This is a genomic window from uncultured Thioclava sp., assembly GCF_913064665.1.
GTDB lineage: Bacteria > Pseudomonadota > Alphaproteobacteria > Rhodobacterales > Rhodobacteraceae > Thioclava > Thioclava arctica.
This window is the reverse complement of sequence record NZ_CAJYBT010000030.1, coordinates 24888-45313: the sequence shown is the minus strand read 5'-3', so window position 1 is coordinate 45313 and position 20426 is coordinate 24888. Positions and strand designations below refer to the sequence as shown.

18 protein-coding genes are annotated in these 20426 nt (G+C 60.3%); 9 read left to right on the top strand and 9 right to left on the bottom strand.

What is annotated here, in order from left to right:
- Nucleotides 1-401 precede the first annotated feature (401 nt).
- Nucleotides 402-956: a hypothetical protein gene (locus QZ571_RS12990; RefSeq protein ID WP_295535511.1), complete on the top strand. Its 555-nt coding sequence runs from the start codon at nt 402-404 to the stop codon at nt 954-956.
- Nucleotides 957-1004: 48 nt separating this feature from the next.
- Here QZ571_RS12990 and ettA read toward each other — a convergent pair whose 3' ends face one another.
- Nucleotides 1005-2660, bottom strand: coding sequence for an energy-dependent translational throttle protein EttA (gene ettA / locus QZ571_RS12985; RefSeq protein ID WP_295535508.1), 1656 nt, complete (start codon nt 2658-2660; stop codon nt 1005-1007).
- A gap of 205 nt (nt 2661-2865) precedes the next feature.
- Between ettA and QZ571_RS12980 the strand changes: the two genes are divergently transcribed.
- Nucleotides 2866-3627, top strand: a complete 762-nt coding sequence (locus QZ571_RS12980; RefSeq protein ID WP_295535505.1) for a potassium channel family protein — start codon at nt 2866-2868, stop codon at nt 3625-3627.
- A 110-nt stretch (nt 3628-3737) separates the two neighbouring features.
- Complete coding sequence (locus QZ571_RS12975; protein WP_295535503.1) at nt 3738-4235, top strand: hypothetical protein; 498 nt, start codon at nt 3738-3740, stop codon at nt 4233-4235.
- Between the two features lie 49 nt (nt 4236-4284).
- Here QZ571_RS12975 and rimO read toward each other — a convergent pair whose 3' ends face one another.
- On the bottom strand, nt 4285-5670 hold the full coding sequence (gene rimO, locus QZ571_RS12970; protein ID WP_295535499.1) for a 30S ribosomal protein S12 methylthiotransferase RimO: 1386 nt from the start codon (nt 5668-5670) through the stop codon (nt 4285-4287).
- Between the two features lie 195 nt (nt 5671-5865).
- Here rimO and QZ571_RS12965 point away from each other — a divergent pair, with 195 nt between their 5' ends.
- Nucleotides 5866-7140: an outer membrane protein transport protein gene (locus QZ571_RS12965; RefSeq protein WP_295535495.1), complete on the top strand. Its 1275-nt coding sequence runs from the start codon at nt 5866-5868 to the stop codon at nt 7138-7140.
- Nucleotides 7141-7240: 100 nt separating this feature from the next.
- Here the strand turns inward: QZ571_RS12965 and QZ571_RS12960 are convergent, their stop codons facing one another.
- Nucleotides 7241-7849 carry a GcrA family cell cycle regulator gene (locus QZ571_RS12960; RefSeq protein WP_295535493.1) on the bottom strand — a complete coding sequence of 203 codons (609 nt, stop codon included), beginning with the start codon at nt 7847-7849 and terminating at the stop codon, nt 7241-7243.
- Between the two features lie 198 nt (nt 7850-8047).
- Here QZ571_RS12960 and QZ571_RS12955 point away from each other — a divergent pair, with 198 nt between their 5' ends.
- From QZ571_RS12955 to QZ571_RS12940, 4 genes are all read left to right on the top strand, one after another.
- Nucleotides 8048-8842 carry an ABC transporter permease gene (locus tag QZ571_RS12955; protein ID WP_295535489.1) on the top strand — a complete coding sequence of 265 codons (795 nt, stop codon included), beginning with the start codon at nt 8048-8050 and terminating at the stop codon, nt 8840-8842.
- 241 nt (nt 8843-9083) lie between these two features.
- Nucleotides 9084-10256: an aspartate aminotransferase family protein gene (locus QZ571_RS12950; RefSeq protein WP_295535486.1), complete on the top strand. Its 1173-nt coding sequence runs from the start codon at nt 9084-9086 to the stop codon at nt 10254-10256.
- Nucleotides 10257-10368: 112 nt separating this feature from the next.
- A complete protein-coding gene (gene argF, locus QZ571_RS12945; RefSeq protein ID WP_295535483.1) occupies nt 10369-11295 on the top strand; it encodes an ornithine carbamoyltransferase in 927 nt (308 codons plus the stop codon).
- A 387-nt stretch (nt 11296-11682) separates the two neighbouring features.
- The gene (locus tag QZ571_RS12940) at nt 11683-11871 is read left to right on the top strand and encodes a hypothetical protein (RefSeq protein WP_295535481.1); all 189 of its coding nucleotides are present in this window, start codon (nt 11683-11685) and stop codon (nt 11869-11871) included.
- A 166-nt stretch (nt 11872-12037) separates the two neighbouring features.
- On the opposite strand, the gene QZ571_RS12935 is transcribed toward QZ571_RS12940, so the two are convergent.
- Nucleotides 12038-12715, bottom strand: coding sequence for a YjbF family lipoprotein (locus QZ571_RS12935; protein ID WP_295535478.1), 678 nt, complete (start codon nt 12713-12715; stop codon nt 12038-12040).
- Nucleotides 12712-14805 (bottom strand): YjbH domain-containing protein, encoded by a 2094-nt coding sequence (locus tag QZ571_RS12930; RefSeq protein ID WP_295535475.1) that lies wholly within the window; start codon nt 14803-14805, stop codon nt 12712-12714. The genes QZ571_RS12935 and QZ571_RS12930 overlap by 4 nt, the downstream gene beginning before the upstream one ends.
- 232 nt (nt 14806-15037) lie before the next feature.
- Between QZ571_RS12930 and QZ571_RS12925 the strand changes: the two genes are divergently transcribed.
- Complete coding sequence (locus QZ571_RS12925) at nt 15038-15256, top strand: hypothetical protein (protein ID WP_295535472.1); 219 nt, start codon at nt 15038-15040, stop codon at nt 15254-15256.
- Between the two features lie 50 nt (nt 15257-15306).
- On the opposite strand, the gene QZ571_RS12920 is transcribed toward QZ571_RS12925, so the two are convergent.
- From QZ571_RS12920 to QZ571_RS12905, 4 genes are all read right to left on the bottom strand, one after another.
- Complete coding sequence (locus QZ571_RS12920; RefSeq protein WP_295535469.1) at nt 15307-16461, bottom strand: iron-containing alcohol dehydrogenase; 1155 nt, start codon at nt 16459-16461, stop codon at nt 15307-15309.
- Nucleotides 16458-17846 (bottom strand): aldehyde dehydrogenase family protein, encoded by a 1389-nt coding sequence (locus QZ571_RS12915; RefSeq protein WP_295535467.1) that lies wholly within the window; start codon nt 17844-17846, stop codon nt 16458-16460. Before QZ571_RS12915 ends, QZ571_RS12920 begins: the two co-directional genes overlap by 4 nt.
- A 43-nt stretch (nt 17847-17889) precedes the next feature.
- Complete coding sequence (locus QZ571_RS12910; RefSeq protein ID WP_295535465.1) at nt 17890-19251, bottom strand: glutamine synthetase family protein; 1362 nt, start codon at nt 19249-19251, stop codon at nt 17890-17892.
- A 124-nt stretch (nt 19252-19375) separates the two neighbouring features.
- Complete coding sequence (locus tag QZ571_RS12905; protein WP_295535463.1) at nt 19376-20413, bottom strand: TRAP transporter substrate-binding protein; 1038 nt, start codon at nt 20411-20413, stop codon at nt 19376-19378.
- Between the last annotated feature and the right edge of the window lie 13 nt (nt 20414-20426).

Below are 20426 nucleotides of genomic sequence, written 5' to 3'. Positions count from 1 at the left end.
GGGGGGTGAGCCGGGAGAAAGCGGCCTTCCGGTGGAAGGATGCCCCGGCGAACGCGCCGCGCGTGGCCGCGCAGGGGGGCATGCAATCGCAGGTCGCGGCGTAGGCGCGTGCAATTTGCGCACGTTCGCATAGCGCGATAAGGGCCGCGCCCGACCTCGGGTGGGCGTTCGCTCCGCTTGTGATATGCACTTTATCGTGCCGCATCCCCTGACGTTTGAATTTGCGGTGGTGTCGCAATGCGCCCTCCCTTGGGGGAGGTCGGGCGCGGCCCGTGCTGGTCGCACGGGCTGGGTGTGTGGAGAGAGAAACGCGAGCGTTGTGAGGTTTTTGCGTGAGGGGGATTGAGGTTTTTCTTTTAGGAATCAAATAATGCGAAAATCCACGTTCGGGTTTTCTGAGTATGGCTGGTACCTCTAAGGTCGATCATCCCAGAGCCGAATTTTTGTTAAATTTTTTGAGGGAACGAAGGATGGATAGGGGGAAATGGTCAAGACCGGGGTATCCGCATAAAGGATGGCAGTGCGAAGATATTGAAGATCTCGGCTCGCCAGATGCAACATGCGAAATGTGTGAGGCTCAACCAATTCGCTATGTCCACTACATGTCTCATCCAGATGTTCCGGAGCTTTTGTCATGTGGGTGTGAGTGTGCCGGGCACATGGAAAGCAACTATGCCGTTGCGGAGAGCCGGGATAAAAAGATGAAAAACGCCGCTTCGCGGAAAAGACGGTTTCCTACATTAAAAGGTTGGAAGCTGTCCGAAAAAGGGAATTGGACCATCAAGCGTGGGTTTGCCAGAGTTACTGTTTTTCAAAAAGGCGATGGCTACAAATACGTGATCCATATCGGCCCAAATGATAAGGGTAAATTTAGTCCTAGAGTGTACAAAAACACCGAGAGTGCAAAGCTCGCATCCTTTGATACACTCAGCTTCTTGGGCATCGAGCATATATGAGAAAGCCCCGCACTGGCGGGGCTTTCTATTTTCAAGATAAATTTTAACTCACCGCGTGAACTTCTTATACTTCACACGCTTGGGCTCTGCCGCATCGGCTCCCAAACGACGGATTTTATCCGCCTCGTAATCTTCGAAGTTGCCCTCGAAGAACTCGACATGGGCCTCGCCTTCGAACGCGAGGATATGCGTACACAGGCGGTCGAGGAAGAAGCGGTCGTGCGAGATGATGACCGCGCAGCCGGCGAAATCTTCGATCGCGGCTTCCAGCGCTTGCAGGGTTTCGACGTCAAGGTCGTTGGTCGGTTCGTCGAGCAGCAGTACGTTACCGCCTGATTTCAGCAGCTTGGCCATGTGGACGCGGTTGCGTTCACCGCCCGAAAGCTGGCCGACTTTTTTCTGCTGATCGGCACCCTTGAAGTTGAAGGCACCAACATAGGCGCGGCTGGCGACTTGCGCGTCGCCCAGCTCGATCATTTCCGCCCCGCCCGAGATTTCCTCCCAGACGTTGTGATCAGCGCCGAGCGCGTCGCGCGACTGATCGACATAGGCGAGCTTGACCGTGTCACCGATGGTGATCGTGCCGCTATCGGGTTTCTCATCGCCGGTGATCATCTTGATCAGCGTGGATTTCCCCGCGCCGTTCGGCCCGATTACGCCCAGAATGCCACCGGGGGGCAGCGAGAAGGAGAGATCCTCGATCAACAGCTTATCGCCCATGTGTTTCGTGAGGTTCTCGACCTCGATCACCTTGCCACCCAGACGTGGGCCGTTGGGGATGATGATCTGCGCCTTGCCGACGCGATCCTTGACCCCCTCATCGGCCATCTTGTCATAGGCCGCGATACGCGCCTTGGATTTCGCCTGACGGGCCTTGGCCCCGGCGCGGATCCATTGGAGTTCCTTTTCAAGGACCTTCTGCTTGGCCTTATCCTCACGGGCCTCTTGCGCCATCCGCTTGGCTTTCTGTTCGAGCCATGCCGAGTAATTCCCCTCGTAGGGAATACCGCGGCCGCGTTCGAGTTCGAGAATCCACGAGGTGATGTCGTCAAGGAAATAACGGTCGTGCGTGACGCAGAGGATCGTGCCTTTGTATTCGATCAGGTGCTTTTGCAACCAAGCGATAGTTTCGGCGTCAAGGTGGTTGGTCGGTTCGTCCAGCAGCAGCATGTCGGGCGCTTCGAGCAGCAACTGGCACAGTGCTACGCGGCGACGTTCGCCGCCCGAAAGGTTGGCGACATTGGCGTCATCGGGCGGGCAGCGCAGGGCCTCAAGCGCGATATCGACCTGGGAATCGAGATCCCACAGGTTTTCCGCGTCGATCTGGTCTTGCAGCGCGGCCATCTCGTCGGCGGTCTCATCCGAGTAGTTCATCGCCAGCTCGTTATAGCGCTCCAGCTTGGCGGTTTTCGCAGCGACGCCCAGCATGACGTTTTCACGCACGGTTTTGGAGTCGTCCAGCTCGGGTTCCTGCGCGAGATAGCCAACCTTGGCACCCTTCGCGGCCCAGGCCTCGCCCTGAAAATCCTTGTCCATTCCGGCCATGATTTTCAGCAGCGTGGATTTACCCGCGCCGTTGACGCCGACAACGCCGATCTTGACGCCGGGAAGGAAGTTCAGGTGGATATTTTCAAAGCATTTTTTGCCACCCGGATAGGTCTTGGAGACACCATCCATGTGATAGACATATTGATAGGCCGCCATTGTGCACCTCGTAGGAATAGGGGATTTGGGCGCGTTCTAGTCGGAAACAGGGGATAGGGAAAGGGGGGGGCGGCGATGCTCCGTGATTTGCGCTGCGTCGAGATGCTGTAAAGGGGGATGTGCGCGGGCTTGGGGGTCGTGGGCTTTGCCAGCGCTGCGCAAACCCGCTATCGGTTTTGCACGCACATGCCGACGGAGCTACGCAATGATCGCCAGTTTGAAGATGCTTTATGAATCTGATTGCGCGCGCGCGCATCTGTTTCGCTACGCATTGTTGGCCTTTGATTTAACGACGATTGCCTTCGTCATTATTACCTCGTTTTTCCCGCATGTCTTGTGGATCGAGATCACCGATGCGCTGATCGGGGTCGTGATTGTGGCCGATTTTGTCGCGCGCTTTGCGATTTCGGATCGTAAGTGGCGGTTCTGGACGCGGGTCGCGACGATGGCGGATATCGTGGCGATCATCTCGTTTCTGGCACCGATCGCGGGCGAGGGGTTGGGGTTCCTGCGTATTCTGCGCACGCTGCGTCTGATGCACACCTATCAGCTGATGGCGCGGCTGCGGCGCGATTTCGTCTTTTTCCGCCGCCACGAAGAGGTCGTGCTGGCAGGGATTAACCTGACGGTGTTTCTGTTTGTGATGACCGGGCTGATCTATGCCACGCAGGTCAATATCAACCCCCAGATCAACAACTACGCCGATGCGCTGTATTTCACGGTGACGACGCTGACGACGACCGGGTTTGGCGACATTACCCCCAAGGGCGAATGGGGGCGGATGCTATCGGTGCTGATCATGATCTTTGGCGTGACGTTGTTCTTGCGTCTGGCGCAGGTGCTGTTTCGCCCGACCAAGGTGCGCTACGCGTGCCAGACCTGCGGGTTGAGCCTGCATGATGCCGATGCGATCCATTGCAAGCATTGCGGCGATGTCGTGCATATCGACACCGAAGGGCTGACGTGAGGGGTGGTTGTGTGGGAAAGTGCTGCTGTTCGTTTGATTGCAGTCTTTCTTGTCTGCACTATTGTTCTGGATTAACGTATTTTAAAGGCTTTCATTTTAAGTGAGATAATATGAGCTACGATCTTCTTGTTTTTGATCCTGAAGTTGCTCCGCGAAATCGCGATGAATTCATGTTGTGGTATAAGGATTTGACGCAATGGGGAGAAAACAGAAACTACAATTCGTCAGAGGGAACGTCAGGAAACTTGAAGGCGTTTTATGATCGACTACGGGTCTACTACCCACCGATGAATGGGCCCGAAGCCTATGTGTTTGAGGTTTCGCAACAAGTTGAACCGAGGACGAACAAAGGCTTGTTTGCCAAGTTGTTTGGCTCAGCGAGCAAACAGCCCGCGCCTAAGGCTAAGTTCGACGAAAGATTCGTGACTGATTATTCTATTGCAGAAAATGCAATCTACATGGGGTTTGCTTGGGCAATTGGCGCGGAAGCTTATAGCGATGTGGTGTCGGCGGCGATTGAGACAGGTGTCGGATTCTTTGACGTCAGTGCCAACAACGGAGTCATCATGCACGACCGCGATCAACTCGAAACGCTCGACATACTGTGAATAGCAAAATTGCGATAGGCCAATTGCTCAATTTTTAAGAAATTAGGCCTTACAGCAACCGCCCCCACAGGTCGTAATCGCTGGCCTCATCCACTTCGACCGTCACGATATCGCCGGGGTTAAGGCCCTCGAACCCCTCGTCGATGAACAGGTTGCCGTCGATTTCGGGAGCATCGGATTTGGTGCGGCAGGTGGCGCCCTCTCCATCAATGCTATCGACGATCACTTGGCAGGTCGTACCAACCTTGGCCTGTAGTTTTGCCTCGGAAATGGCTTGGGCCTTTTGCATGAAGCGGTCCCAGCGGTCTTGCTTGACCTCATCTGGCACATGATCGGGCAGCGCGTTGGAGCGCGCGCCATCGACATTTTCATATTGGAAACAGCCGATGCGATCGAGCTGCGCCTCATCCATCCAATCGAGCAGATATTGGAACTCGGACTCGGTTTCGCCGGGGTAGCCCACGATAAAGGTCGAGCGCAGGGTGATATCGGGGCAGATGGCGCGCCAAGCGGCGATCTCGTCCAGCGTTTTCGCGCTGGCAGCAGGCCGCGCCATGCGTTTGAGCACATCGGGGTGCGCATGTTGGAAGGGAATATCCAAGTAGGGCAGCACGCCGCCGCCATTCGCATGGCTTTCGGCCATCAACGGGATCAGGTCGCGCACATGCGGGTAGGGGTAGACGTAATGCAGCCGCACCCAAGCGCCAAGTGAGCCCAGATCGCGCGCCAGATCGGTGATATGGGCGCGATGACCGCGATCCTCGGCGTGCTTGATATCCACGCCATAAGCCGAGGTATCTTGCGAAATCACCAGCAATTCGCGCACGCCCGCCTCGACCAGTTTCTCGGCCTCGCGGATCACCGCATGGGCGGGGCGCGACACCAGACGGCCGCGCATATCGGGGATGATGCAGAACTTGCACTTGTGGTTACAGCCCTCGGAAATCTTGAGATAGCTGTAATGGCGCGGCGTCAGCGACACGCCGGTCGCGGGCAGCAGGTCGATGAACGGGTGGGGATCGGGCGGCACAGCGACATGCACCGCATCCAGCACCTGTTCATATTGATGCGGGCCGGTCACTGCCAGCACCGAGGGATGCGCGCCGGTGATGTAATCGGGCTCAGCGCCCAGACAGCCGGTCACGATCACGCGGCCATTTTCGGCCAGCGCCTCGCCAATCGCCTCAAGGCTTTCGGCCTTGGCGCTGTCGAGAAAGCCGCAGGTGTTGACGATCACCGCCTCGGCGCCGGCGTAATCGGGGCTGATCGCATAGCCCTCGGCGCGCAGCCGGGTCAGGATGCGCTCGCTATCCACCAGCGCCTTGGGACAGCCAAGCGAAACCATCCCGATCACCGGCTGACCGGGGCGGGGGGCGTCGGTGATGCGGGCGCGCGGTGCCAGATCGGGGCGCAGAGTCGGGGGGTTGGTGCTCATGCCCGCGATATAGACTGCGTGAGGGCGCGCGAAAAGCCCCGACACCACTGTGCGCGCAATTTGGCCAGAAAAGGCTTGCCTTAGGTCACATAAGTAAAGTTGAATATCTGAAGACGTGCTTTTTGGGCGTTCGCTGGGGCGGGCCGTGGAGGGAGACCACGACTCTGACATTCTCTAGCGCAAAGGGAGAGTAGAATGACAAGAAAGATGAAAACCCGTTTTGCGGGGATGGCTTCGCTATGCTTGGCCGCAGCGGTTCCGGGGGTGGCGAGCGCGACTGAAGGCTATTTCGCAATGGCCTATGGCACCGCCCAGCGCGGCGTTGCGGGCGCAGGTATCGCCTATTCGCAAGATGCGATGTCGGCGGCGATCAACCCAGCTTCGGTGGCGACAGTGGGGCGTGAGTTGACCTTGGGCACCGAGATATTCTCGCCGCGGCGCGAGTTTACTGTCTCGGGGGGCGCGCCGGGTCTGCTGCCCGATGGCACCACGAAAAGCGGACGGGATTGGTTCATTGTGCCCAATGCCGCGTTCAACATGCCGCTGGCCAATGGTGCCGTGGTGAACTTTGCGGCCTATGGCAATGGCGGGATGAACACCGCCTATCGCGATGTGCCCAACGCCAATTGTGGCCCGGCTTCGGGCGTGTTCTGCGGTGGCACGGCGGGCGTTGATCTGACGCAATTGTTCTTGTCGGTCGGCTATGCGCAAAAGACCGGTGCTTTCAGCTGGGGCGTTGCGCCGACAGTCGCCGTGCAGCGGTTCTCGGCCAAGGGGCTTGCGCCGTTTGGGGCCTTATCTGTTGATCCCGCGAACCTGTCTGATCGCGGCCATGATATGAGCTATGGCATCGGTCTGCGCGCGGGTTTCCAATATGAAATCAACCCCCAACTCACCATCGGTGTCTCTGGCCAGACCAAGTTCAAGATGAGCAAATTCAAGAAATATGCTGGCTTGTTCGAAAATGGTGGAGAGTTCGACATCCCCGCCACGCTGGGTGTGGGTCTCGCGTTCAGGCCGCGCAGCGATATCACCTTGATGCTGGATTATCAGCGTATCTTCTACTCCAACGTGCCTGCCGTTGCCAATTCAACCACGGCGACGTCGCCCTTTGGTTCCAAGGGGGGATCGGGCTTTGGCTGGGATGATGTGGACGTGGTGCGCATCGGTGCGGAATGGCAGCAAAGCCCCGATATGACGTGGCGTGCGGGCTATGCGCATGCGACAAACCCTGTCGGCCCCGAGGATGTTACGTTCAACGTGCTCGCGCCGGGGATCGTCAAGCATCACCTGAGCTTTGGCGGCACGAAGCGGCTTAATGATCGCGACAAGCTGGATTTCTCGCTGGCCTATGTCGTGCCTCAAACCGTGAGCGGCCCCGAAATGACGCCGGGCGGGCCGACGGGCAACACGGTCAAGCTGCGTATGGAGCAATTCTCAGTCTCGGTTGGCTGGACGCGGAAATTCTAAGCGCTCGGCGTTACTGTCGTCTTGAAATCAAAAGGGCGCCTCGCGGGGCGCCCTTTTTCTATCGGTGTGATGCGTCTTAGCAGCGACGGTCGCGATTGCCTTAGCGGCGACGATCCCGGCGGGCGCTCATCGGCTGGAAGGCAACCCCGACATGGGCCTCGCAATAGGGCTTGCCTGCTTGGCTGGGCAGGCCGCAGAACCAGAATTCTTCTGTCGCAGGGTCACCGATCGGCCATTTGCAGGTGCGCTCGGTCAGCTCCATCAGGCCCAGTTTCTTGGCGTGTTTTTCCACTTCGCCCACTTTGGCAAGTGCGGCGGGGTCAATTTCATTGGCCGAGGGCTGGGGCGGCAAGGGTTGGCCTGCCGGGATGATCGCCCTGCGCATCGGCGCGGCGGTGGGCTCGGGGCGCGCTGTTGCAGCTGCTGCCGGAGCCGCTGCGGCAGGCGCGGGCGTCGCTACGGCTGGCTTTTCCTCGGCCTTGGATTCGGCGGTAGCCTTGACGGGTTTGGCCTCGGTCTTTTCGGCCTTTGCCTCGGGCTTGGCGGGTTCAGCCGCGCCACCGGCACGGTTGGACAGGCCCAGCCGGTGCACCTTGCCGATCACCGCATTGCGCGTCACGCCGCCCAATTCCTTGGCGATCTGGCTCGCGGATTGGCCCTCGGACCACATCTTCTTGAGCAGATCTACGCGTTCGTCGGTCCAGGACATGGGAAGCCTCTCATTTCGCAGGGGGCCCGAAAAGGGCGGGCGCAGGGATGCGTGCAAGGCGCATTCTAGCGGTAAGGCGCACAGATACAATCGCGCAGGCCGATTTTCAAGGGCGCGTGCCCAAGCCATTTCATGGCAGTCCGCGTTGGACAGCGCCGGTTCGCGTGCTAGGTGAGCCCTGAGATGAGGAGAGCCGAGATGCAAGAATTAGGTGTGCGCCGTTTTGGGGCGGTGAACTGGCTGGGTTTGCAAATGCTGGGGCTGCGCGAGATCCGCCGGTTCATGGCTGTGTGGCAGCAAACGGTGCTTGCCCCGCTGATCACGGCCGGGCTGTTCCTGACGGTGTTCGCGCTGGCCTTTGGCAAGGGGCGCGCGCCGGTGATGGGGGTCGATTTCCTGCATTTCATCGCGCCGGGCATCTTGATGATGACGGTGATCCAGAACGCGTTTGCCAATACCTCAAGCTCGATCGTGATTGCTAAGGTGCAGGGCAATATCGTGGATACCTTGATGCCGCCCTTGGCCCCTTGGGAGATATTGGCGGGCTATCTGGTGGGGGCGGTCGCGCGCGCTCTGCTGGTGGCGGTCGTGATTTGGATCGGGTTGTTTATCGTTTTGGACCAAGGGGTTGCACATCCGCTTTGGGCGTTAACCTGGGTCGTTCTGGGGGCCGTCTTTATGGGGGGCTTGGGGGTTTTGGCCGCCGTGTTCGCCGATAAGTTCGACCAGATGGCCGCGATCACCAACTTCATCATCACGCCGCTGTCGTTCCTGTCGGGGACGTTTTACTCGGCCAAGGCGCTGCCGCCTTCGTTTCAGATCCTCACCCATTACAACCCGGTCTTTTACCTCATTGATGGTGCGCGCTTCGGATTTCTGGGCGTGTCGGATGCGCCGCCATGGCAGGGCTTGTTGGTGGTTGGTCCGGCCTTGGTGTTCGTGCTGGGGCTGGGCTGGTATTGGCTGCGCACGGGCTATCGCATGAAGCCCTGATCGGGGCGAAACGGGGCGCGAATCTGTCTTTACATCCGCCCCGACCCGGCGTAATGCCAGCGCCATGATCACAATGTGCCGCCATATCGCTGCCCGCCGACGTCGCCGCCTTAGCGCCTGACGTCCGATCTGCCGTGGCGCGTTGCCACATCCCCAAATCGTTGACCCGAAGGCCATGAGTGTTGACAGCGCTTTATGCCTGATGCACCCCTTGGCCTTCTTTTTCCCGGAGACCAACAGGATGATCCCTTCTGTTTTGCCCACTTACAATCGCGCGCCGCTGGCATTTGTCAAAGGTGCTGGCTCTTGGCTGGAGACGGCAGACGGGCGCCGATATCTGGACATGGGGGCAGGGATCGCGGTGAATGCGCTGGGCCATGCCGCCCCTGGACTGGTAGCCGCATTGACCGAGCAGGCGCAAAACCTGTGGCATGTCTCCAACCTCTACCAGATCCCGCAACAGCAGGCGCTGGCGGATGCGCTGGTCGAGCACAGCTTTGCCGATACCGTGTTTTTCACCAATTCCGGCACCGAGGCTGCGGAACTTGCGATCAAGATGACGCGCAAATATTGGTCCTCCAAGGGGGAGGATCGGGTTGAGATCATCACCTTTGACGGCGCCTTTCATGGCCGCTCGACCGGCGCGATATCGGCGGTGCCCCATTCCGAGAAAATGGTGAAGGGCTTTGGCCCGCTGCTGCCCGGTTTCACGCAATTGCCTTGGGGCGATCACGACGCGCTGCACGCCGCTGTCAGTGATAAAACCGCCGCCATCCTGATTGAACCAGTGCAGGGCGAAGGCGGCATCCGCCCGGTGCCCGATCAATGCCTCAAGGGGCTGCGCGATCTGTGTAACAGCACCGGCGCGCTGCTGATCTTTGACGAGGTGCAATGTGGCATGGGGCGCACGGGGCGGCTATTCGCGCATGAATGGGCGGGCGTGACGCCTGACATCATGATGGTCGCCAAGGGCATCGGCGGGGGCTTTCCGCTGGGCGCGATCTTGGCCACCGAAGAGGCTGCAAGCGGCATGACCGCGGGCACGCATGGTTCGACCTATGGCGGCAACCCGCTGGGCTGTGCAGTGGGCACTAAGGTCATGGAGATCGTCTCGGATCCGGCGTTTCTCGATCAGGTCAACGCCAAGGCGGGCTTCTTGCGCCAAAAACTCGAAGGGCTCGTCGCAAGCCACCCCGATACGTTTGAAAGCGTGCGCGGTGTCGGGCTGATGCTGGGGCTGAAATGCAAGCGCGCTCCGACCGATCTGGTCGCCGCCGCCTATGACCAAAACCTGCTGACAGTGCCTGCAGCCGACAATGTGCTGCGCCTGCTGCCTGCGCTCAATATATCTGAGGCGGATTTGTCAGAGGCGGTCAAACGCCTCGACGCCGCCGCCACGCAACTTGAATCCTGATCTTCCTCTTGATCGAAATATCCTCGGAGTTGTCGATTGGCGCGCCAATGGTTCAAGCTCCAATCGGCGACGGGCAGACAGTCCCCGGCGACCCACCACGAAAGACGAACCCATGACCCATTTTCTCGACATTCACAAAACCGACCCGGCCGCGCTGCGCGCAATGATCGATCAGGGCATCGCAATGAAGCAGGCCCGCCAAGACCGCCCCAAGGGCGCGCCCGATGACGAGCAGCCGCTGGCAGGGCGCATGGTGGCGCTGATCTTTGAAAAACCCTCGACGCGCACGCGGGTCAGTTTCGATGTCGGCGTGCGCCAGATGGGCGGGCAGACGATGGTGCTGTCGGGCAGCGATATGCAGCTTGGCCATGGCGAAACGATTGCCGACACGGCGCGCGTTCTCAGCCGCTATGTCGATCTGATCATGATCCGCACGTTTGAGGAAGAAACCCTGCTGGAGATGGCTGAATATGCGAGCGTCCCGGTGATCAACGGGCTGACGGATCGCACCCATCCCTGCCAGATCATGGCCGATGTGATGACCTACGAGGAACATCGCGGCCCGATCAAGGGCAAGAAAGTGGTGTGGTCGGGGGACGGCAACAATGTCTGCGCCTCGTTCCTGCATGCCGCCGGGCAGTTCGGGTTCGATTTCACCTTCACCGGGCCGCCGCCGCTGGACCCCGAAGCCGCATGGCTGGAGTTCGCGCGTTCCAAAGGCGTGCAGGCCGTGATCGAGCGCGATCCGGTCAAGGCCGTCGCGGGGGCGGATCTGATCGTGACCGACACCTGGGTGTCGATGCATGACCCGGAATCGGCCAAAGAGCGTCGCCACAACCAGTTGCGGGGCTATCAGGTCAACGAAGAGTTGATGTCGCATGCCAATCCGGACGCTTTGTTCATGCATTGCCTGCCTGCGCATCGCAACGATGAGGTCACCAGCGCGATCATGGACGGCCCGCAATCGGTGATTTTCGACGAGGCGGAAAACCGTCTGCACGCGCAAAAGGCGGTGATGCGCTATTGTTTGGGGCTGTAGCGCAGCGGCGGCGGCGGGTGGGCCAAGTTTTTGCCCGCTTGCCGCGCGGTGGGGGCGAATCCGTTGACTGAAATTTGATTCGTTTTGCGGCTTTGTGTTTTGCCCGGGTGATTCTCGCCGCGTAGGGTGCAGATTCGCCAGATTCGAGCAAGGCCGCGAAATTTCTACGAGATTTCGGACTGAGCGGAGGCAGTTTGAGCCCTCCAAATGGCCGCGAGCGCCCCGGTTTTGCGCTATTAACGCCACATCCGTGCTAAAGTGCAACAGTTAGCCTCTGCCCAGAAGAGAGCCCGGGTTTTATACTTTAAAAGGCCGTGAACCTATGCAAATCTCGCCTACGATGCTGCCATACGGAGGCGGCTCCTATCAGTAATGACGGAGATTACTATGAAAAAAATCGCTACTATCGCCCTGGCCCTCGGCCTCACTGGTTCCGCTGCTTTCGCTGGTGGTTACACCGCGCCGGTCGTCGAGCCCGAGCCCGTTGTGGTTCAGCAGTCGTCCTCTTCGAACGCAGGGATCATCATCCCGGTTCTGCTGCTGGTTGCAGTCGCTGTTGCAGCGTCCAACAACTAAGTTCAGTTTCGACTGAACTAGAAAAGGCCGGAGCGCAAGCTCCGGTCTTTTTTTATCTGCCGTGGCAGCCCGATGGGCAGCGGTGATGCACAGATCGAAATGGCACGAAAAAAGCCCCCGAAATCGGGGGCTTTCGTGTGTTTGGCGCGCTTCGTTCGGGGGCGGGTTAGTTGCGCAACTGTTGGATCGCAACATAGCCCAGTGCCGGGCCAACCCATTGCCGTGAGGCCAAAATCGTGCCCCCCGCAACCAGATAGCTCATATCAAGGCGCACACCCGAGCCCTCGCAATGTTCGGCGACCTGCCGGGCGCTCACGGGGCCCTGTTGCACCATATCGCCCGGCGTGATCGTGCAGGAAACGGGCAGCGGGCGTTCCTCGCCATCGCCATCCAGATAGCGATAGACGCGCGGCGCGGTGCCAGCCTTGGCGGCGCGGATCAGCGCGCCTGCGGCAGTCGTATCCGCCGACATCAGGTCGCGCCCAAACCCGCGCGTGCCCGCCAGCAACCCGCCACGCAGCACGAAGGCGCGCTGATCAGGGGTCTGGTAGGTACGCATCGTGCCGTTTTGCCCGCGCATCGCGGCCACGGTCGCGGCTTTGCTGGCCTCGAATGTGACCATGATAACCGGACCTTGCAGCGATTGCAGCGCGGCGGCGGCCAGCGCGTTGGGGTCTTGGGGTGCCGCGGCAGCAGCCTTCTTTTTGCCCGGTAGCACCTGACCCAGCGCCGAGGTGACCATTTTCACCCCGCCCGATTTCTTTTCCTGAATGCCGGCACTGTCATGGCTGCACGCGCCAAGGGCAGCGATCAGCGCGAGCGCGCGAAGGGGAGCTTGGCTCATCGCCAGAACCTCCCCCAGTCGCGATATAGCCCGCCCTGCTGACTGCCATCCAGCGCCTCATACAGACGGCCATCGACATTCACGCGTGCCCCGCCATCGCCGACATAGGGGCGCAGCATGGTCGAGAAGCTCTTGAGCGAGGGCATGCCCGTCGCATAGCCCAGCGGGATCGTCAGGCGGATGCCCTTGTCGAACTTGCCGGGGCCGAAATCACTGCCAGACATATCGGTCATCGTTGCCCATGCGCCGACTTTCCAGCCATTGGCCATCTCGCGATCCAGCGAAATCGTCGCGCCGAAATCGCGCGCCAGATAGCGCCCGACATCCAGCTCGCCCGTCAGCCCGTTGCCAAAGTCGTAATAGGCCGAAACGAAGGCCGTCGCGGTGGAGTAGTTGCGGAACGAGAATCGCTGATCGAAATCGCGTTGCTTGACGAGATTGACCTCGGCCCCCAGCGCCAGGCGGCTATCGACAGGTTTCCACAACAATTCGCCCGAAACCCCACCATACATGCGTTCAAGCAGGCCGACCGTGACGCGCGAATAGACGTCATTTGCGGGCCGCCCGTAAGAGGCAATGGTCAGGTAGGGAATCGTGAGATCGCCGTGGCGCTGATATTCATAAATATCGCTGCGCACATGCTGCACGGTCGAGGTTGAGGTTTTCGGGTTCGTATCAAGATTGCCGATCGCCTTTTGGCGCAGCGCCCCGGCAATGACCAAACCGGGCGCGAGTTCATAGCGCCCGCTGAGTGTGACGCCCAGATCTGCGTGTAGATCGTTGGCCGGATCAAAGGGCGACAGTTCCAGATAGGGCGCAATGCCCCACATCAGGCGCGGATAGACGCCGGGGGTCGTCACGAAGCCTGCGTTGCCGCGCTCGCTTTCCCCGATTTTCGCAACGGCGGCGATCTGCGTCGAGGGGCCGTTTTCCAGCCGCTCGATGTCAGAGCGTTTCAGCACCGTGGTGGAGGCCGGCATGCCACGCTCCATCAAGGTGACCTTGATCGTCTCGACCGAGGCGGGCAGGGCGCGGCTGGCGATGCGCGCGGCGTGACCGATGGCTTGGGGATTGGCGCGATAGGTCTCGTTCGAGATGCGCAGATCGACGCTGGTGGGCGTGAGCTTCATCGCCTCTAGCACCTGACCGTCTTTTTGCAGCGCATCGCCGATGGATTTCTGGATCGCGGGTTGCGCGGTCGGGTCTTGCGCCCAATCGGTGGCATAGGCTTGCGGATTGCTGGCGCGCGACGGGCGCGGGGCGACCGGAATCGGCGCGCGCTCCAGCCCCGAGGGGGCGGCGGGTTGGCGCGGATCCAGCGCGATATTGAACTGGAAGCCAACCTTGGAGCCATGCAGCAGATAGCCCGACACCGAGGCGATGTTGTTGATCTTGTAATCGACGCCGAAATTCAGCGGGGTCTTGTTGTCAAACCCGTTTGCGGCGGTTTCGGCGGCGTAATCATCGTCGCTATATTCGGCCTTGAGCGCGATCTTATCGCTCACCTGCCAGATCACCGAGGCAAAGGGTGCCGAGGGCCCCTTGAACCAAGTGTCACTGTTCAGCCCGCCCGACCGCGACGGGGCAGGGCGCGTGCCGCCCCCCGATCCGCCAGACCCAAGCCGACCCCAGCCCCAGCCCACGCTGGCGCGCAGACGCGGGGTGATCGTCTTGCTCGCGACGAGATATTCCGAGGCATAAAACCCGTTATCAAACATATCACGCAGACCAACGGCAAAGGCCGGGCGCCAACCCTGCTCTTTGAGCAGTTGCAGATGCAGATCAAAGCTGCGGTCCTTGAGGGTATCGCCGCCAACGCCCAGACCCTTTTCGCGCGAAAAGCGGACAGTGGCGGTCAGGCGCGGGAACATCTGGAATGAGAAATTGGCCCGCTGGCTATCGGAATAGCCCGAAACAGAGGCGACAAGTTCACCATCGCGAAAACTCTCGGCGGTGGGGGTGTCGATGACGCCGGGCGCGCCCAGCGTGCCGATGCTCCAGGCAAGTTGATCCTGCGCATGGGCGGTTTGGGCAAACCCCATTCCAGCCAAAAGCGCAGCACTTGCGATACCACCTGTGATCCGTTTCATGCGTCTTCCCTCAAAACACTGCGTCTCTTGCGTCCTTCCTAGACGAGATCACACAGCTTTGCGAGCGCGGCGGGGACCGGATCGGTGTTTCTTGTGGCAGGGTTGCATCCTTGCCGCGCCTGTTGTGGCGCGATCAGGGGCTGCGGCAATCTGTCTAAATGATCTGCGGAAAATGGGTGAAATAAGATAACATTACGTAGCGAGGGACCGATGTCTCAGAGAGTGCCCCAACTTGGTCAAAAACGGCGTGGGCACGGTGGGAGGCACGCAGAAGACATGGGGCAAGATCGTGGCCGAGACCCGGTCTGATGACCCGAATGTAGCGATTCTGATCCGCGCGCATGGCGCCGTGGTCAGCGCCTTTGTAAACGGAGGGGCGAAGGTCGCGGCGCAAGAAAGCCCGCTGCCCTCAGCCGATCTCCGTGTGACCGGCGCGTCCCCGGTCGGGTAAGCGACCCGGCGGCTTAGTGCGTCCATGATAGCCGCCGGGTCCGCCCAAACTCACATACAGGCCGCAAATAGCGCGCGGGTGTTTTCGCGTGTCATTTCAACGGGGTTGCCGCCACAAGACGGATCTTCCAGCGCCATTTCGGTCAGCTCATCCAGACGCGCCGGGTCAACCCCCATTGCCGTCAGGTTTTCCGGGATGGACAGCTCGGTGCGCAGCGCAAGAATGCGCGCCTTGAAGCCGTCAAACCCGCCCGCAATGCCTAAGTAAGCAGCTGCGCGGATGATGCGATCTTCGATCTCAGCACGGTTGAAATCAAGCACCATCGGCATCACCACCGCGTTCGTCGTGCCGTGATGGGTGCCATAAACCGCGCCGATTGGGTGGGACAGCGAATGGATCGCACCCAGCCCCTTTTGGAACGCCACAGCGCCCATGGCAGCAGCCGACATCATCTGCGCCCGCGCGTCCAGATCATTGGGCGTGGCATAGGCGCGGGGCAGGTTTTCAAACACCAGCCGCATCCCTTCAAGGGCGATACCCTGGCTCATCGGGTGGTAATGCGGGCTGCAATAGGCCTCAAGGCAATGGGCCAGCGCATCCATTCCGGTGCCTGCGGTGATGAAGGCGGGCATGCCCACGGTCAGCTCAGGGTCGCAGATCGTGACGACGGGCAACAGTTTCGGGTGGAAGATAATCTTCTTTTTGTGGGTCTCTGAATTGGTCAGAACGCCTGCGCGCCCAACCTCGGACCCGGTGCCAGCAGTGGTGGGCACCGCAATGATCGGGGCGATGGCGTCGCTATCCGCACGCGTCCACCAATCGCCGATATCCTCAAGATCCCAGACGCTGAGACCCGGTTTCTGGCCCGCCATCAGTGCAATCATCTTGCCCAGATCAAGCGCCGAGCCGCCGCCGAAACACACCACGCCATCATGCTCGCCTGCTTTGTAAGCGGCGATGCCGTCGGCCATGTTCTTCTCGTTCGGGTTCGGGTCGACCTCGCTGAACACGGCGCGGCCCAGCCCTGCGGCTGCAAGAATATCAAGGGCTTGCGCGGTGATCGGCAGGGTGGACAGCGCCTTGTCGGTCACCAATAGCGGCTTGGCCATTCCGGCGGATTTGCAGTGATCGGCCAGTTCCGCGATCCGGCCGGGGCCGAATTTGATCGCGGTGGGATAGGACCAGTTCGCAGTGGGAGCGTTCATTTCGTCACCTTCTTGAGATGGTAGGATTTCGGGCGCGTCAGCGCGTGATAGCCCAGCACCGACAGCGAGCCACCCCGGCCCGTTTCCTTGCAGCCCGTCCAGCACAAGGCCGGGTCAAGATAGTCGCAGCGGTTCATAAACACGGTGCCGGTTTGCAGCCGTGCACCAATCGCCTCGGCGCGGGTTGCATCAGAGGTCCAGAGCGAACAGGTCAGCCCATATTGGCAATCATTCATCGCCGCGATCGCCTCTTCGTCATTCTTGACCGACATGATGCCGACCACGGGGCCGAAGCTTTCTTCGCGCATCACCCGCATCTCATGATTGACGTTGATGAGGATTTGCGGCGCGAGATACGCGCCCCCGTCATCGGCGGGGAACATCGCCGGGTCCAGCAGCGGCTGCGCGCCCTCGTTGATCGCATCCGCGACCTGACCGCGCACGACCTCGGCAAAGCGTTTATTGGCCATCGGGCCAAGCGTGGTATCGGCCTCAAACGGGTTGCCGAGTTTCAGCTTGCTCGCCCAGTCAATCGCCTTGCCCACGAAGGCGTCATACAGGCTTTCATGCACGTAAATACGTTCAATCCCGCAGCAACACTGACCGGCGTTGAACAGCGCGCCATCCATCAGCCCATCGACGGCGGCGTCCAGATCGGCGTCGTCGGCGACATAGCCGGGGTCTTTGCCCCCGAGTTCCAGCCCCATGCCGACAAATGTGCCAGCAGCAGCCTTTTCCAGCGCACGACCACCGCCGACAGAGCCGGTGAAGTTGATGAAATCAAAGGCGCGCTCGCCCAGCAGCGTCTCGGTCACGTCATGAGAGAGGAAGACGTTTTGGAACACGTCCTCGGGGATGCCGGCGGCGTGGAAGGCCTCGGCGATACGTTCGCCCACCAGCAGGGTTTGCGTGGCATGTTTCAGCACCACCGTGTTGCCCGCAATCAGCGCCGGCACCAGCGAGTTGATCACCGTCATATAAGGGTAGTTCCACGGTGCGATGATCGCCACGACGCCCATCGGCTCGCGCGCGATCTGGCGCAGGGCGGTGGCGCTGTCTTCGATCACCATCGGCGCAAGCGAGGCTTCGGCAATCGAGATCATGTAGTTCGCGCGCTCGTTCATGCCGCCAAATTCGCCGCCGTAACGGGTCGGGCGGCCCATCTGCCAAGCGAGCTCTTCGACGACGACATCTTTCATCTCGTTGAGCGCGGCAATCCCGGCCTGAACCAGCGCGATACGGTCCGCCAGCGGGCGCGCGGCCCAAGAGGGTTGCGCGGCACGTGCGCGCGCGACCATCATTTGCGCATCGGGGTGCGAGAGCGTTTCACGCGTTGCATAGACCTGCCCATCGACGGGCGAGATACATTCGATCACTTTTGACATGGGGTCTCCTTGCGGGCCAATTTGCCCGCGTATTGGCAAAGTCTTAGGCGCGTTCAAAGCCGCGCGCACGTTCCCAATCGGTCACGACGCGGTTTTGTTCGCGAATTTCCCAGCGCGCGGCGTGGGTGTAATGGGCCATCACCTGATCGCCGAAGGCGGCGCGCAGCATGTCGCTGGCCTGTAGCGCATCGGCGGCCTCGGGCAGGGATTTGGGCACATCCACCACATCGCCCGCTTTGTAGAGATCGCCCCCCGCCTCTGGTCCGGGGTCGATTTCGCCCTCAATCCCGGCAAGGCCAGCGGCCAGCAGCGCCGCGCAGGCCAGATAGGGGTTCAAATCCGATCCGCCAATGCGGCATTCCACGCGCACGGATTTGGTGCCTTCGCCGCAAATGCGGAAACCTGCCGTGCGGTTGTCAAGCGACCAGACCGCCTTGGTGGGGGCAAACAGCCCCTCGCAGAACCGCTTGTAGCTGTTGGTGTAGGGGGCGAGGAAATAGGTGATGTCGCGGGCGTATTTCAACTGCCCACCAAGGAAATGGCGCATCAGGTCTGACATGCCATGGGGCGCATCGGCGTCATGAAACGCGTTCTTGCCACCTTTCCAAAGCGATTGGTGGACGTGGCTCGACGAGCCTGCCTTGTCAGTGTGATATTTCGCCATGAAGGTCGCAGAATAGCCGTGCTGCTGGGCGATCTCTTTGGCGCATTGCTTGACCAGAACATGCATGTCGGCGGTCTCAAGCCCGGCGGCGTATTTCACGTTCAGCTCTTCCTGACCGCGCTCTGCCTCGCCCTTGGAGCATTCCACCGGAATCCCCGCATGATAGAGTGCATTGCGCATGTCACGCAGCGCGGGTTCGGTGCGCGCATTCCCGAGGATCGAGTAGTCGATATTGTGGCGCGCGACGGGGGTCGGGTCGGGATAGCCCGCGTCAAACAGTTCGGGATAGCTTTCCTCGAACAGGAAGAATTCCAGCTCGGTTGCCATCATCACGTCAAACCCCAACGCCTTGGCGCGCGCGATCTGCGATTTCAACATCGAGCGGGGGGCGTGGGGCACGGGCGTGCCGTGATGATCAAGCAGATCGCACAACACCAGGGCGGTGCCGGGCACCCACGGGATCAGGCGCAGCGTTTCCATATCGGGCTTCATGACATAATCGCCATAGCCGCGCTCCCAGCTAGAGGCCTCATAGCCCGGCACGGTTTCCATCTCGAGATCGGTGGCCAGCAGGTAGTTGCAGCAATGGGTTTCTTCCCAAGCGCTGGCGACGAAATGCGCGGCGTGGAACCGCTTGCCCTGAAGACGGCCCTGCATATCAATCAGGGCGACGATCACGGTGTCGATCTCACTGGCTTTGACAGCCTTTTTGAGCGCATCGAATGAGAACTTGGCGGGCATGGAATCCTCCGGGTGGTCAGCAGGCTGCGCGACAGTGCCGCGCGGCGGCGCGCTCGGCAAGGGCCTGCGGATGGGAAAGAGGGCGCGCCCAGGAAATTTCCCCCGACGCGCCCCCGGTTGTTACTTAGCCATAGCGGTAGGGCGGGCCTGCCTTGCCCATCGTTTCGTTGTATTTCTTAAAGATATCAACGACCTTGGCCTTGAGCGGGCTTTCGGCGGCGATTTCATCCCAGAACTTATGGGCGGCATCTTCGACCTGTTTCCATTCGGCATCAGGAATCGTGGTGAGCTGCATTTCGGTGCCCTCGACGCGCAGCTTGGCCTCGCCCGACCAATACCAGTATTGGCGATGGTAATGGGACTGATCAAAGCAGGTCTTCATCAGCGTCTTGAGCCGATCCGGCACCGCGTTCCAGCGCTCCATATTGGCAAAGAAATGCCCGATCCACGCGCCCGAGATGTTGTTGGTCAGGAAATAGGGCGCGTTCTTGCCCCAGCCCGAGGTGTAATCCTCGGTGATGCCCGACCATGCCACGCCGTCCAGCTCGCCGGTTTGCAGCGCGACCTCGACATCCTCCCACGGGATGGTCACCGGCACGACGCCGAATTGCGCCAGGAAACGCCCCGCAGTCGGGAAGGTAAACACGCGTTTGCCTTTCAGATCGGCCAGCGCGTTCACCGGTTCCTTCATCGCGAAGTTGCACGGATCCCACGAGCCTGCCGAGATGTGCTTTACACCGACAGCCGAATATTGCTCGTCCCAGATCTCGTTGAGACCCCATTCGTTAAACAGCGTCGGCACATCCAGCGAATAGCGCAGACCGAACGGGAAATAGCCACCAAACACGGTGACTTCGGTGGGCGAGGCCATCGAGTCGTCATCCGATTGCACCGCGTCGATCGTGCCCGCTTGCATGGCGCGGAACAACTCGGATGTGGGCACAAGCTGGTCGGCGTAATACAGCTCGATCTCCATCTCGCCATCGGCGATTTCGTTGAAGGTCTTGATGGAAGCATCCACGACCTGTTCGGCCAGTGCAGGCCCGGCATAGGTCTGCATGCGCCATTTGATCGGCGTGGTTTGCGCGAGGGCGGGGGCTGCAAGCCCCGCAGCCGCCGCACCCACCGCGCCGGTGGTTAGAAACTTTCTTCTGGTTGTCATCACTTTCTCTCCT